The sequence below is a fragment of the Flagellimonas algarum genome (genome assembly GCF_040513375.1).
Classification (GTDB): Bacteria; Bacteroidota; Bacteroidia; order Flavobacteriales; family Flavobacteriaceae; genus Flagellimonas_B; species Flagellimonas_B algarum.
This window is the reverse complement of record NZ_JBEVTG010000002.1, coordinates 1,193,613-1,206,100: the sequence shown is the minus strand read 5'-3', so window position 1 is coordinate 1,206,100 and position 12,488 is coordinate 1,193,613. Positions and strand designations below refer to the sequence as shown.

The 12,488-nt window shown below is 40.5% G+C and carries 11 protein-coding genes and 1 other RNA gene; 5 read left to right on the top strand and 7 right to left on the bottom strand.

The genetic code is table 11. From position 1 onward, the window contains the following. Nucleotide 1 precedes the first annotated feature (1 nt). Genes ABV409_RS12790 through ABV409_RS12780 form a run of 3 tightly spaced genes read left to right on the top strand, consistent with a single transcriptional unit; the run spans nt 2 to nt 5,271 of the window. Entirely contained in the window at nt 2–3,919 is a 3,918-nt protein-coding gene (locus tag ABV409_RS12790) for a hypothetical protein (RefSeq protein WP_353877983.1), read from the top strand. 1 nt (nt 3,920) lies between these two features. Beyond that, nucleotides 3,921–4,715, top strand: a complete 795-nt coding sequence (locus tag ABV409_RS12785; RefSeq protein WP_353877982.1) for a response regulator — start codon at nt 3,921–3,923, stop codon at nt 4,713–4,715. Beyond that, a complete protein-coding gene (locus ABV409_RS12780) occupies nt 4,699–5,271 on the top strand; it encodes a DUF3450 domain-containing protein (protein ID WP_353877981.1) in 573 nt (190 codons plus the stop codon). The genes ABV409_RS12785 and ABV409_RS12780 overlap by 17 nt, the downstream gene beginning before the upstream one ends. Nucleotides 5,272–5,467: 196 nt before the next feature. On the opposite strand, the gene ABV409_RS12775 is transcribed toward ABV409_RS12780, so the two are convergent. From ABV409_RS12775 to ssrA, 3 genes are all read right to left on the bottom strand, one after another. Then, nucleotides 5,468–6,163 (bottom strand): nucleotidyl transferase AbiEii/AbiGii toxin family protein, encoded by a 696-nt coding sequence (locus ABV409_RS12775; protein WP_353877980.1) that lies wholly within the window; start codon nt 6,161–6,163, stop codon nt 5,468–5,470. Then, complete coding sequence (locus ABV409_RS12770; RefSeq protein WP_353877979.1) at nt 6,157–6,675, bottom strand: hypothetical protein; 519 nt, start codon at nt 6,673–6,675, stop codon at nt 6,157–6,159. The genes ABV409_RS12775 and ABV409_RS12770 overlap by 7 nt, the downstream gene beginning before the upstream one ends. 640 nt (nt 6,676–7,315) lie before the next feature. Next, nucleotides 7,316–7,715, bottom strand: a transfer-messenger RNA (tmRNA) gene (gene ssrA, locus ABV409_RS12765). A 118-nt stretch (nt 7,716–7,833) separates the two neighbouring features. Between ssrA and ABV409_RS12760 the strand changes: the two genes are divergently transcribed. Both ABV409_RS12760 and ABV409_RS12755 read left to right on the top strand, forming a co-directional pair. After that, nucleotides 7,834–9,039: an NAD(P)-dependent oxidoreductase gene (locus tag ABV409_RS12760; RefSeq protein ID WP_353877978.1), complete on the top strand. Its 1,206-nt coding sequence runs from the start codon at nt 7,834–7,836 to the stop codon at nt 9,037–9,039. A gap of 83 nt (nt 9,040–9,122) precedes the next feature. Continuing rightward, on the top strand, nt 9,123–9,407 hold the full coding sequence (locus tag ABV409_RS12755) for a hypothetical protein (protein WP_353877977.1): 285 nt from the start codon (nt 9,123–9,125) through the stop codon (nt 9,405–9,407). Between the two features lie 56 nt (nt 9,408–9,463). Here the strand turns inward: ABV409_RS12755 and ABV409_RS12750 are convergent, their stop codons facing one another. The 4 genes from ABV409_RS12750 to ABV409_RS12735 are packed head-to-tail and all read right to left on the bottom strand — an operon-like array spanning nt 9,464 to nt 12,480. Continuing rightward, nucleotides 9,464–10,108 (bottom strand): DUF1361 domain-containing protein, encoded by a 645-nt coding sequence (locus ABV409_RS12750; RefSeq protein ID WP_353877976.1) that lies wholly within the window; start codon nt 10,106–10,108, stop codon nt 9,464–9,466. 49 nt (nt 10,109–10,157) lie between these two features. Beyond that, nucleotides 10,158–11,525, bottom strand: a complete 1,368-nt coding sequence (gene creD, locus ABV409_RS12745; protein ID WP_353877975.1) for a cell envelope integrity protein CreD — start codon at nt 11,523–11,525, stop codon at nt 10,158–10,160. A gap of 50 nt (nt 11,526–11,575) precedes the next feature. Continuing rightward, nucleotides 11,576–11,869, bottom strand: a complete 294-nt coding sequence (locus ABV409_RS12740) for a winged helix-turn-helix domain-containing protein (RefSeq protein WP_353877974.1) — start codon at nt 11,867–11,869, stop codon at nt 11,576–11,578. Then, nucleotides 11,869–12,480, bottom strand: a complete 612-nt coding sequence (locus tag ABV409_RS12735; RefSeq protein ID WP_353877973.1) for a hypothetical protein — start codon at nt 12,478–12,480, stop codon at nt 11,869–11,871. The genes ABV409_RS12740 and ABV409_RS12735 overlap by 1 nt, the downstream gene beginning before the upstream one ends. Nucleotides 12,481–12,488: the final 8 nt, after the last annotated feature.

Below are 12,488 nucleotides of genomic sequence, written 5' to 3'. Positions count from 1 at the left end.
AATGACTGTTCTAGAAGACAACATACAAAATATCCCAGGGTATAAGATTGAAGATTCTCATTTTAAAATTGGTTCCAAGATCCATGTGTCGCACTTTTATTACGCCAAGCGATTTTTTCAGAATGGCTTTTTCTCAAGTAGAATGGCATTTCTTCTTGCACAGGAGATTTGCGAGGCAATTGACGAAGACCTTTTAATTAGAATTAAGGAAAAAGGACTTACCATTCTTGGCTATGAAATGTATTCCGAAGTATTACTGAGTATGCTTAAAGGAATGCTCCGAAAGTTATGGGATTTGGATGAGGAAAAACTCAATCACAATTTATATGAAGATGCTCCTGAACTTCGGCTTATTAAAAAAGCCGAAATCCATCCCTATGTAATCATTGTTGTGCCAATTGCCACAACGTTTGGGACCGCACCAAAAATAGAGAATCAACTTAGAATTGAAGCCTCTGACAAATATGAAGTGCTGAGTCCTTTATTCAATGTTTTATACGTATCTGATGGCCCTATTGTGGATACAATGAGCGATTTGGAAAATAAGTTTGGCTGGGAAGAAAAAAGAACCAGTGCCAGACTTATAAGAATGAAGAGCATCTACGATTACGATGGTGAAGGTCGAAATCAAAAGTATCTTTTGTCCATACCATCTCAGTGGCATGATATCAAGAGTTGTAAGTTATGCTACCCTGGGGATAAAGAAGAACTTAGCTTAGAGAAACCCCTTTTTGATACTGATAAAACTAATGTGACACCAGCGGTGATTTTTGGATTCCCCAAGGGTAGAAAGTTTGATGAGGATGAAGTGGGAAGAATCTACGGGCTCTCGGAGGACATGATTTATTATGGCTACCATAAGCGCAATCATGCTCATTTTCTATCCTCAATTGATTCTGAGTATTTTCTTCAAGCTAATCAGAAAGAGGTGGGTAAATGGTTAGATGATTTAAAAGATCAGCTTGCCACGAATAAGGGCTATAAGGAAACAGATAAGGTAATTTTGATTTCTCCTAGTCACTATTCAAATGCAAAATTTATTGGAATGGTGAATGAGACACTTTTCAACGGATCGGGCAATATTTTGCATTATGACTCTACCAACGAGTACATCCAAAATTTTGATTTGATTTATGGAAAGGAAATCAAAGAAGCTCAATGGGTATTCTTTGTTGATGATTCACTCAAATCAGGAAGTGCTTTTTATAAAATTTTCAGGTTTATAGAGTCTGTAATGCCCAGAGGTACAACAAACTATCCGGTCAGTGGGGTAATTGTTCTATTAAATAAATCACAGCCCCATGTCTGGAACCATATAAATAACTTGTTACCCAAGGAATTTGACTTTGCAAAAGATTCAGGAACTAGAAAAACCATATTTTCTGGATTTGCCAACCTGCACTTTTACAATGCAATCAAAGATTATGAACATCCTCCAATTTTGCTAGAAAAGGAAAGGTACAAGGAGTTGCGGAAAAGTTCGAGCCTAGATGTTCTTAAAATACGTTTTGCTGAAAAAGTCAATAAAATTAGAGCGGTCGACCTGAGTAAGGAAGATAAGGAAAGAGATAAAAAAAAGAAGAAAAAACAACGGTTGTTGGTGATTGCATCACACAAAATTGTAGAATATTTTACAAGGGTGGATGAGCCACGTCTTACGGGATTTTATGATTTTATGAACCATCTCATTGAAAATCAAGAAAACCGGATTGAAGATTATCCCGTGCCATCTGAAATAGACAGTATAGAAGATGACTTTCCCAAATCCTTCCTCAAAGCCTTGACGCAGTTGCCATTTAATCAGTATAAGCCCCTTAGAGATGTGGTTTTTAGATGGACACTCGAATTACTTGATAATTCGATGGATGAAATAACAGCGACTTTGAGAAATAATGTACTCAGTTATGAACAGTTTGATACCCTGAGGTTCTTGATGCGAAGAGCCTGTTTGCTCAATTCCAATGCTTTAATATCTTCTAAATTTTTGAAGTTCGTGGCAAGATTGTATGGCACGCATGGTATTCCAGATATGGTGGCAATAACAGAGAACTTACTTGAGACCTTAGGGGAAGCGGAGAACCGGGAGAAGTTGGAAGAGATAAACACGCTTAAAACCTTCTTTATCTACTATGTTCTGCAAGTAAAAGAGCTTTTAAACAAAAATGAATATCGGAGTTTGGTGTTGGAAACCAACTTGAGTGAGATAAAGACCAGTAACAATCCATTTATTCAACAGCTCGTAAGGGTTTTGATAGAGGAAAATGTTTCCTTTATACAAGCCTATAAATATTTGGGACAGTTACAAAGCTGGAAAAGTGTTTGGAGAGAAGATAATGCAGATGATAATTATTATTCCAATGATAAGATTGAAAAAATACTGGATAGTGAAATTGTAAAGAACCATCCCCGATTCGTAGCATTAAATGAATACTTTCAAGTTACCAATCAAAAAACGATACCTAAAAATGAGACACTTAAAAATTTTTTATGGTTAGAGAATTTTTTCGAATATGAGCATAAAAAACCTCTTCAGCTCATAGAGAAAACGGAATATATTTTCTCCAAGTTCTTTGACATGTTCAAGGGGAACAATATTGATAAGATAGGTGCTTTTTTCGTGATTTTAAACAATAAAGAGCGCGGCTCTAATGACCTTTCACCATTGTCGGAAAAAAGTGAGCCATTTGTTGCATTTAACAAAGATTGTAATGGGTTTAAGGGAATTGACCTTTATAGCTTCAGGAAAGAGGGTAATCGGTTTTTAGACAGTTTTTTGTCAGGAAATCATTTTAGGAATCAAAATGATGAATTAAATAATGTTACTTACCGAAAAACAATTGCAGAACTGGAGCTGACCGATAAGGGATGGGAGAATTTATACAAAACACCATTTACCAAGGAAGATATTTTATTAGAAAAAAGTGAGCTCCCCGAAATAACAGGCGAGGATTTTAATCGCTTACTTTTAATTCAGATTGCCAAACCCAACAATCCAGAGGACGTTGCCCTAAGATCCCAAGGTTTATTGGGTTTTTATTATCGATTGGATGGTGAAGAGTTACTAAACCCATATTTAATACAGTATCTCCTTTTGCTTCGAAACTCCTTGAGCGCATTTATATCTAGGCATCACGAAAATGACGAATTCAGGGATTGGCAAATTGCAAGTATCAAACAGCGAACCTCGCTACTGACAGGACATGGCAGGGAGATGTTAATGCGCCTGGCACCAAGTAAACCGGAATTCAGGGGAATCATAGAAACTCTGCTACTGGTTCAGAGGTTTGTTATCGATAAAAAAGACGAAACCAAAATAGTAGATGGTAGCCAAAGTCAAGTTTCAAAGATTTTTGCCGAACACTTTGGTACTCGCTTGAATAAAGGTTCTCGGATTGATAAAACTTTTATCACAAAGGATTTGAAGAGAATGGCAAAATCGATTTATAAACTGGACAAGATTGAGAACAAGGAAAAAGTTAAGGTGCTAACGCCACAAAAGGATCTTGACAACCTAGATTTCAGATTTAATCGGAAAATATTAAAGATGATCTGCTTTGAACTTTTTTTAAACGCTAAAAAGAACCGCTGGATTTTTTTGAAGAATGGGAATGGGCAATGGTGCAAGGAAGAGGTATTCACTAAAAATAAGTTATGGATTGAAGCAAAACCAGTTGACCAAAATTTGAAATTGGTAATTCGGAATACCGGGCCCTGCTTTGATTTCAATGAGGAAAAATTAAATAATTGGCAAATAAAAGATTTTCAGAGCGCTTCGGGTATTGAACTGATAAAAGAACTATTAAAAGTGTTTAATTTAGGAAAGCTCCGATTTTTGAAGCCGGAGACCATGAACGATAATCATTTTGGAAAAATTTCGGTAGAACTAACCCTGTATCCGAATAAAGATAGAAGCCATTAAAATGACCGACGCCCAAAAAAATATTGATGGTAAAAGAGTTTTTGTTATAGAAAATCAGTACTACCATTTTAAGGAGATTTGGCAACGATTAAATGAAGAGGAATATGACATTTACCCTACTTGGAGTACTAATAGGAAACATGAAACATTTAAGGAGGTAATAGATTTGGTAAGGGTATATCTAAATCCGAGGTATATCAAAAGTATAAGGAAAAATGCTCTAGAGCAGTTAGAAACTACAATAAAAGATTTCAATCCTAACCTTTTTATCATTGATTACATACTTGTGGGCAATTATTATGGAGAGACCGGTTTGGATTTAGCATTAAAACTTAGAGAACTTGGGTTTCAACAACCAATTGTTTTTTTGAGCAATAGCGAAATGAAAAGTGCCAAAGTAATCGGAGATTATCCAAAAATTTCTGGTTCCAAAGATTGGATTTACAAAGGATTTGCTGGAAAAGTTGTACTTGAAAAAGAGTATTTTGAAAAGGAAATAATCCCAAGATTAAACGAGCTATTAAAGTTGGATGCTGCAAAGAGTGTTAATAGTGAAGTACCTGAATTAATTCAAAAGTTCGTTGGTGAATATGAGTTTTATTCTCAACTCTCAACAGAGTCACATACCGATGCCGCAAAGGGACTGAAGAGGTTAGGAATACTTATAGACTGGTTAAAAACCAATAAGGAAGAAGTTAAGAATGTAGATGATTTTAATGAGCTAATTGAAGTTTTAAATCGGGAAGGAATTACTTCCAATAAATTTATAAGACTATCCAATGAAAAACTTAATTAACCTAACCTCCAAAATTGGAAAGAAACTTAGTTGGATCCAAAACTTTTTATACGCCTTGTTTGGTACAGGTATAGTAGCATTAATTGGCCACATAAAAGATGGAACATTCACTGTTAATTTTGTTTTATTTTTTTTAAATACCATCTTTTTAATTTTGGGATTAATTTCTGTGACAAAGCTGATAGATAGGCATAGTTATTATTTAGCGGAGTTTCAAAAAAAGAGTAGTGTAAGCGGTGATTTCCGGGTTTTTTACGCTGAAAGACAAAATTTTTGGGATAAGATTTACCAGATATTGTTTTATATCTTTTTGTTGTTGTCTACAGCAATTTTCGCTATCACCCTTCTCAACGATTTGAAAAATCCAGATAAAGCTGAGGAGTTGAGTAAAGCTCTAAACAGGATTGAAAAGGATACGAAGTTATTATTGGATAAATCAGACGAAATAAAACTTCTGGTGAATGAAAAAGAGGGTTTGAATGATTCCATTTCTTCATTAATTGTTATCCTCAAAGAACAAAAATCTGTTATAGATTCCCTACAGAGGACAAAATAGCTGATTTTGTATAGTCCATTTTTTGTTTAATCTGGCGCTGAAAAGGATGATAAACTGATTGTGAAGGATGTATATAGACCAGAACCTAAATTTTAAATAGTATTATTTATTGGTGTTTCGGTATATTCGAAATTTGATACTCACCGAATAGGTCACTTTTGTTTGCAGATGGCAATTCTATCACTGAAACGTATTATTATGAACCTTCTGTTATGTTTTGAATACGCTGTTGTATAATTTCCATTCGTTCATCAGCTTGGTCGTAATATAAACTTCCTCGTATGGCGGTTAAGATAGTATTGTCATTTTTGAAGATTTTCAGTTTTTCCATCAAGAAGTCTTTTACTTCTTTTTCAGAGGCTAGAATCTGTTCGTCAATATCTGTGGTGTAATTGAATAAATAAACAATATCTTCCAAATCGTGACTGGCATACACATCTTTCATGCCCCTATCAAAAAAGGCTTCCATTTTGGTGGCTAAAAAATAGGGTAGTGGTAACACTTTGATGGTTACTTCATCCAAAATTGTGGAAATTGCTTTTTTAAAACCTTTAGCAAACCACAGGTTCGAAGGTGCCCAGCCCACGCTTTGAGTGGACATCACATCGACTTTTAAGTCTTCATATCTAAACCTGCAATTGACTGTGTCTTCTGCGTTTTGGGTAAATCCTTTTTCAATTAGCTTTTCTCGTAAGTCCTCTAATTCGGCAAAGGTGGCCACCTGAAAAGTGAGATCAAGATCTTTGGTAGGCCTAACATCTTCAGCAGCTGTGTCATCTATATAAAGGCTGACCATGGCCCCACCTACATAGACCACTTCTTTATTCAAATTTCCTAAAGCCAAGGCCACTTTTTTTGTGGCTGCTCTATTAATCAAAGTATTCTTTAACATATTTGTTTTTCCAAGAGTTCCAGTGCCAAGTTTTTTTCTCTTGCCCTCCCTACTCGTACTGCATCCATTAGAGCTAGTAACTCATATAGGTAATTATCCAGTATTACGGCTTTTGGTACTGTTGGATATAAAGGAGCAATAGTTTGGCCACGAGCTTTGCCTTTAGCATAAGGCCAAACATATTTTTCTTCGCTGACAATTTCTATATCCAAAGGCGGTGCACTATGGGCTGTTACCGTACCTCTTACTATGGCACCCGGATGTTGGGGGAATACTACTGCTAAGCCATATTTAATGAAATCAAAAAATAATTTTCGGTTCACTTCCCTACCCTTGTTCATAAGAAGCCCTGCGTATGTAGACCGGGATATTGAACTACTAATCTCTGACTGACTCATGTAAAGCATTTGAGACAACGACATCTGAGTGTATTCTGGGTCATTTATTGCAATTAGTTTTGTCAACACCACCAAATCCTGAGGTTTCATTTGTGGGATACTACTTTTCTTCATTATTATTGAATATCGCGATATGCAATAATAAAACATAAAACATTGTAAAACAAAATTATGAAAACAAATATCGCATATTGCGATACAAGATATTGAAAATTTTGATAATGCGCTTTACGCCAATTAGATTGCTTTTAGTGTAAAGCCCAAGATGAAAAGAACTGGACTTAACCCAAGTTTCGTTGAAATTGGGTTAAGTCCTACTGCCGTGCAGATAATCTACCTCACGAACCATTTTGAAGTTATCTGTTGGCATAACACAACATATGAAATGATAACAAAAAGATTTTTCATAGAATTTATGATTTCGTAAAATCTGGTTTGATTTGGTTGAATTTAATGGATTCAAAAAGCACGTAGTGTTTACATTTTTTGTCCTCTAGCGAGACCGGAAAGGTCAAACAAATAGCTGACGACAACCCTTCAATCAATATCTGATATAGAAGTGAAAAACAAAAAAAGCCACCGCAACGGTAGCTTTACCAGTGATGCCGGAGGGATTGTCTTGCGCCCGCCCATATACTCCAATGCTGCAAATAGACAGCCATTGTCTTTGCCTTTTCATTTTGCTCTAAACGTTGAGAAAGCCCAGTTTATCACCAAATAAAAAAGCCATCCATTTTGGATGGCTTTCTGGGTGTCGTGGAGCCGGAGGGATTCGAACCCTCGTCCAAACAAGCAATAACAATGCTTTCTACATGCTTAGTCCTGGTTTGGTTTTAGACATTCGACCGACCCAAGACGGCCTATCGAACGCTTAGCTTCTTTAGTTTAAAATCGCTAGCGAAGCCCTAACGATCCGGTGTTGACTTTTATGGTGCTCCAAAACGAATCGCCGTCAACAAGGGCTATTCAGGAACATTCAGCTTTCGCGCCTGGCGCGACTAGGCTAGGACTTACTATAATTCAGTCGATTAAGCAGCTAAAGCGTAGTTAGACTCGCCATTTAAAGGTGTGGGATATTGAATTAACGAGCATCAGTCCCATAGCTCGACATGCTTACACCGCCATTGGTCTCGCTGTCAAAACCGGTCGGCCCCAAATTTTTCAATGAACTTTTTCAGGGGGGTAAAGTTAATCAAATATCCGCCCTTGGCAGAAAAGTTTGTTTACCCCTTCCGATCCCCTTATTTTCGGCAAGAATTATACCATTATTTCATGAAGTTCGGAATCATAAGAGAACGGAAGAACCCTCCTGATAAACGCGTAGTGCTTTCCCCATCACTTTGCCAGACGGTCATGCAAAATCATCCTAGGGCACAAATTATCGTTGAACCTTCGCCCATTCGGGTTTTTTCCGACGATGAATATCGCGATGCAGGAATCGAGGTAGCGTCGAAAATGGAGGAATGTGATGTGCTGCTTGGTGTGAAGGAGGTACCTATCGATGCGTTGATTCCCAATAAGAAGTACTTTTTCTTTTCGCATACGATCAAAAAGCAGCCCTACAATCGCGATTTGCTTCGAGCCATTTTAGAGAAAAATATCGAACTCTATGACCACGAGGTCATTACCAACCCGAAAGGCCAACGATTGGTGGCTTTTGGCCGGTACGCCGGTATCGTCGGGGCATACAACGGCGTGCGGGCCTATGGTATGAAGTACGATACCTTTCAATTGCCCAAAGCCGAAACCTTGAAAGACCAACAGGCCTTGATCGATGCCTTGAACGGCATTCGATTGCCCGCAATCAAAGTCTTATTGACCGGTCGCGGTCGCGTGGGCAATGGCGCCCGTGAGATGATCGATGCCATGGGCATGAAGAGGGTGGGTGTAACCGACTTTCTAAACGAAACCTATGACGAGCCGGTGTATTGCCAAATCGATGCATCGGAATACAACAAGCGCAAAGACGGGGTACGTGGCAACAAGGCGGACTTTTTCGCCCGCCCTGAGGAATACCGTTCGAACTTCTTCCGTTTTGCCGAAGTGACCGATTTTTACATCGCAGGGCACTTTTACGGCGATGGTGCGCCGTATTTGTATACCCGGGAAGATGCCAAACATGCCGACTTCAACATCAAGGTCGTTGCCGATATCAGTTGTGACATCGATGGCCCGGTCGCGACTACGATTCGCCCCTCGACCATCGCGGATCCCATATATGGGTATGATCCGGAAACGGAAAAGGAAATCGATTTCAAGGCCCTGAACGCCGTAGCCGTTATGGCGGTCGACAACCTACCTGCCGAGTTACCACGTGATGCCAGTGATGGTTTTGGGGATGCCTTCGCCAAATATGTGATTCCGGCTTTCTTTAATCGGGATATGGACGGCATACTCGAGCGGGCCAAAATGACCGCCGATGGCCGATTGACCCAACCCTATGCCTACCTGCAAGACTATGTAGACGGCGAAGAATGAGGTTGTTCGTCCATTTTGTTTAAGCGGAAGCACTACATATTCATGAAATTGTATATATTGAAAGGCTTTTGTCCTTAAACAAAATGAAGTTTAACTGGAAGTTCCCTGGAAATCAAATGAGCGACGCGCTCAAAAAAGCCTGTATCGAGTTCGAATACGAACTCAGGCCCAAAATCACCAAATTCCTTATCGAACGGTTGGATTCCGAATCTTGTGAAGACCTGGGTTGCTTTTATTTTGATGTCGATCTCGATACCAAACATATTGGCATCGGGGCGAAGACCCCTGCCGCTTATGCCACTTTGATCCAAAGGGATTTTGATGCCGAATTCAACGGTACACTGAATTCCTCGGCCTACGCCTCCTAAAGTTTTTTCTACTGTACGCCTTTATTTTAAACGCCCTATAAGGGCATGGTCTACGATTAGCCTCCTTGTTTGACCCAATGTAAGGCGCGAACCACCAACCAGAGAAAAGTGCCGAAAGCCAGCGACAACATCCAAACCTTTGGGTGACCAAGCGCCGAGAGCGCATGGATCGCGACTTGCTTGGGTTTCAAAAGCGCATCCCAAGAATTGAATCTCAAGAATCGCCCTAAATACATGCCGTAACCGGTCAATAAACATATCGTAAACGTTAGGGCCCGCGCTACCTTTCCCCCGAAGCGGAGCCATAGGATGCCTTGCATATCGAGAATGGAAAGTGCTCCAAAGAAGAGTCCGGCGAGACCGAAAACGAAAACAGTAAAGAGATCAAACCATTTCCAATTCGAATGCGGGCTGTGCAGGTGTACCAAGTCGGTCATCAAATAAGGGGCATTGGGCAATAACAATAGCCAAATTATGAACAAAGGCATGCCAAAGCGTAATCTGCCATGCACCAGTCCGTTGCGCTTGATGATTTGACCCAGGGCATAGGGAAGCACGGCCAAAAAGAGGTTCCAGAGTAAAAAGGTATAGAACATGGTCGAAGTGATACAGACGCGCAAAAGGATGAGCACAACGGCGAAGGCCGTGAGCGCTAACAGTGGACCGTACCGATGGTATACAAAGTGCAAAAGTCGTTTCATGGTATGTATTAGAAAAGGCCCCATCCATCGAAAGATGGGGCCGGATCTTTTATGCGGTCAGGGGCCCTTTTTGGCCCGACCAGTCGATTTTTTTCGAGGTGAACATGATGATCGCCAAAATGACGAACAATCCGATGCTACCCACCAGAAGCGCATAATTTTCAAGCTGTATGATGACGAATATGAACCCATAAAGCGCGGTCATCGATCCGAAAATGAAAAGGGGGAATTTTCTGTTTTTCAATATGGTACGTGAATACAGACTGATGAGCAGCACCACCGAAATACCGGCGATCACATAGGCGATCAGGTAATTTTGGTGCTCCGAAATCGACAGTAGCAGGGTGTAGAACATCACCAAAGCCAGCCCGATCATCAAGTATTGGAAGGGGTGGATGTCTATTTTGCTGATGATTTGGATCATTAGGAACACGAACAGGGTCAAACCGATGATCATCAAGCCGTACTTGCTGGTTCGTTCCGTTTTTTGGTAATCGTCGATCGGTATGATCAGATCTGTGCCGAAGGCATATGAAGTGAGTTCGGGCAGCTCATCGAAAAACTGTTGCCCGTATTGCCGGTTGATCTCCAACACTTTCCAATCAGCCTTGAACCCGTCCGGACCGATACGTTTTGAACGGTCGTTGGGGAGGTAGTTACCCGTAAAACTTGGGGAATGCCAGTTCGAGGCCATCTGGGCCGTGGTTTCCTTACCGATCGGTACGAAACGCAAGCTTTCACTGCCGTTCACGCGCAAAGAGAGTGTGAAATCCATGGCCTTGCCTTCGGTTTTCGATAGCTGGTTGAGATACCCGCTTTCCAGCACACTGAGGTACTGCTTGTCGAATTTCGGTTTTAACGCCAAGGCTTGATTTCCGATAGCGATCTCTACCTCATCGTTGATGCCTTTGAGATTGGATGTTTTGAATTGCACAGTGGCCTTTTCCCAAAGAATGTCCTCAGCTGGGATTTCCTTACTGCTAAAATCAAAGGAAGAAAAACGGCCATCGATATCGATTTGGGAGGTAAAGACCACCGACTCGTAAATGCCACGTTCCAAAGGTTTGGTGTCGACGTCTGCCCTGATGCCCAGGGCATCCGGAAAGAAATAGGCCTCGTGCGGTATTTCCTCATAGGTCTTGATGTAGGTTTTGGTCTTGTCGTCAAAAGTGTGCTGTTCTTTATAGGTTTTATAAGGGATCTTGATGATGGGCCCGTAAAGCACCACCTCATTGCCCCACTTTTGATTGATTTCATGAATGACTTCGGCCTGGCGATGGCCACGTTCCCGAATGAGGTCTTTGACGAATCCCAAGGGAATCAACAGCACGATTAAAATAAACCCAACGACCAACATCCTTGCGGTGATCGATGTCCTGAACCAATTTCCGAATTTTTGTTTTTTAATGACTTCCATAATAATAGTTTAAAAGTACTTTGAAATACAAAGTAAAATGATAAAAAAATTTAACCTGATTTGATCAAGGCCTCCAGCGCCTCGATGTGTTTTTTGAACGCCGCTTTACCGATTTTGGTCGCTTTGTACTTGGTGTTGGGTTTGCGTCCGACGAAGGATTTTTCGATGACGATATAACTGGCGTTCTCGAGGGTCTTGGTATGGCTGGCAAGATTGCCGTCGGTCACTCCCAAGAGTTCCTTCAACCGATTGAAATCGACCGACTCATTGACCATCAGAATCGACATGATCCCCAATCGGATGCGATGGTCGAAAATTTTATTGATATTGTCTATGAGTCCCATTAACCCTTATTTCCTTCGCCAAAATAGATCAAACTTCCGTAAACGATGTGCAATATCCCAAAACCGATGACCCAAAACCAAAATCCATAGCCTGGTAAGGCGGCACAAAGCAATCCCAGAACGATTTCTGCCAGCCCCAGATACCGTACGTTACCGAGGGTGTATTTTGAAGCATTGACCAAGGCCATCCCATAAAAAATCAACATCAAGGAGGCGGTTAAGCCATAGTGCTGGCTTTTCAACTTGATCAAGATATAAATGCCCCCAGTAACCAAAGGAATCAAAAAATGGAACAACAAACGTCGCGTCGTGGCGCCCCAAACCTTTTCGTTGTTCTGCCGGGCCTTACGACGGGTCAAAATAAAAGCGGTCAAGGTGCTCAAAATAGCCACGGATAGCAATACGAAGACCGTCAACCTGAAATTCCAGCTGTCCAGCACCAAATACTCGCCCGTTTTGGGGAAAAGGAATACATAGGCGCCCCAGGCGCCGGCCAAGGCATAGATGCCGGCCAAAATCCCAGAAAGGCCACTCAATGACAAAAACCGCGAAGAACGGTTCATTAGTTCCTTGATTTCCGAGATATCGTCGATATACTTATTTGAGTCCATTTAAAAGT

Excerpts from the sequence above, each read along its gene's own strand:
- ABV409_RS12790 (WP_353877983.1), top strand. The coding sequence starts at position 2 with ATGACTGTTCTAGAAGACAACATACAAAATATCCCAGGGTATAAGATT.
- ABV409_RS12785 (WP_353877982.1), top strand. The coding sequence starts at position 3,921 with ATGACCGACGCCCAAAAAAATATTGATGGTAAAAGAGTTTTTGTTATA.
- ABV409_RS12755 (WP_353877977.1), top strand. The coding sequence starts at position 9,123 with ATGAAGTTTAACTGGAAGTTCCCTGGAAATCAAATGAGCGACGCGCTC.
- ABV409_RS12740 (WP_353877974.1), bottom strand. The coding sequence starts at position 11,869 with ATGGGACTCATAGACAATATCAATAAAATTTTCGACCATCGCATCCGA.
- creD (WP_353877975.1), bottom strand. The coding sequence starts at position 11,525 with ATGGAAGTCATTAAAAAACAAAAATTCGGAAATTGGTTCAGGACATCG.
- ABV409_RS12780 (WP_353877981.1), top strand. The coding sequence starts at position 4,699 with ATGAAAAACTTAATTAACCTAACCTCCAAAATTGGAAAGAAACTTAGT.
- ABV409_RS12775 (WP_353877980.1), bottom strand. The coding sequence starts at position 6,163 with ATGTTAAAGAATACTTTGATTAATAGAGCAGCCACAAAAAAAGTGGCC.
- ABV409_RS12770 (WP_353877979.1), bottom strand. The coding sequence starts at position 6,675 with ATGAAGAAAAGTAGTATCCCACAAATGAAACCTCAGGATTTGGTGGTG.
- ABV409_RS12750 (WP_353877976.1), bottom strand. The coding sequence starts at position 10,108 with ATGAAACGACTTTTGCACTTTGTATACCATCGGTACGGTCCACTGTTA.
- ABV409_RS12760 (WP_353877978.1), top strand. The coding sequence starts at position 7,834 with ATGAAGTTCGGAATCATAAGAGAACGGAAGAACCCTCCTGATAAACGC.
- ABV409_RS12735 (WP_353877973.1), bottom strand. The coding sequence starts at position 12,480 with ATGGACTCAAATAAGTATATCGACGATATCTCGGAAATCAAGGAACTA.